The organism is Stenotrophomonas sp. Sm6012 (assembly GCF_030985895.1).
In the GTDB taxonomy this organism is placed as follows: domain Bacteria; phylum Pseudomonadota; class Gammaproteobacteria; order Xanthomonadales; family Xanthomonadaceae; genus Stenotrophomonas; species Stenotrophomonas forensis.
Map to the genome: position 1 here is coordinate 1 of NZ_JAPTFX010000280.1, position 1,269 is coordinate 1,269.

Here is a 1,269-nt window from a genome sequence, read left to right on the forward strand (position 1 = left end):
CGGCATCCATGCCGCGGACACCCCCGCGTGCCAACCGAGGTTGGCAGCTACCAGAACCGGGGGTTCATCTGTGCCTCACCTGGGTGGCAGCGGAAGGTTCATGCTGTACGGCCACGCAACGCACAGGACATCGCAACACCATGGCAAGGACCCGGGTCGGCATCATCTTCGGGGGCAAGTCCTCCGAGCACGAAGTTTCGCTGCAGTCGGCGAAGAACATCCTCGATGCCCTCGACCGCGAGCGCTTCGAGCCGGTGCTGGTCGGCATCGACAAGCAGGGCCAGTGGCATCTGAGCCAGCCGGACACCTTCCTGCTCAATGCCGATGATCCGTCGCGCATCGCGCTGCATCGCTCCGGGCAGTCGCTGGCGGTCCTTCCCGGCACGGAGCAGGCGCAGCTGCAGCCCTCCGATGCGGCCAGCGTGCTGGGCCAGATCGATGTGGTGCTGCCGATCGTGCACGGGCCGCTGGGCGAGGACGGTGCGCTGCAGGGCCTGCTGCGCATGGCCAACCTGCCCTTCGTGGGTTCGCCGGTGCTGGGCTCGGCGGTGGCGATGGACAAGGATGTGACCAAGCGCCTGCTGCGTGATGCCGGGCTGCAGGTAGCGCCGTGGCTGTGCATCCGTCGCCATCAGGCGGCGGCCGTCGATGTCGAGGCGGTGATCGCGCAGCTCGGCCTGCCACTGTTCGTCAAGCCGGCCAACCAGGGTTCATCGGTGGGTGTAAGCAAGGTCAAGGACGCGGCCGGCTTTGCCGAGGCACTGGCGCTGGCGTTGCGCTACGACCACAAGGTGCTGGTGGAGTCGGCGGTGGTCGGCCGCGAGATCGAGTGCGCGGTGCTGGGCAACGGACAGCCACAGGCCAGCGTGTGCGGCGAGGTGGTGGTGCACGACGAGTTCTATGCGTACGACACCAAGTACATCAACGAAGGCGGTGCCGACGTGGTGGTACCGGCGGACATCGACGCTGCCACCCAGGCGCGCATCCAGAAGATCGCGCTGCAGGCCTATCAGGCGCTGGAGTGTGCCGGCATGGCGCGCGTGGATGTGTTCCTCACCGCAGACGGCGAGATCGTCATCAACGAGGTCAACACGCTGCCGGGCTTCACCCGCATCAGCATGTACCCGAAGTTGTGGGGTGCCAGCGGCGTGGACTACACCAGCCTGATCACGCGGCTGATTGAACTGGCGCTGGAGCGCCATGAGGGAGACAGGCGGCTTCTGTAGCGTCGAGCCATGCTCGACTCATGAAAAGCGGTCGAGCATGGCT

1 protein-coding gene is annotated in these 1,269 nt (G+C 66.3%); it reads left to right on the forward strand.

Annotated elements, in window-relative coordinates:
• Positions 1 to 140 precede the first annotated feature (140 nt).
• Positions 141 to 1,226, forward strand: coding sequence for a D-alanine--D-alanine ligase (ddlA, locus tag O0J73_RS22370; protein WP_308309679.1), 1,086 nt, complete (start codon positions 141 to 143; stop codon positions 1,224 to 1,226).
• The last annotated feature ends 43 nt before the right edge of the window (positions 1,227 to 1,269 follow it).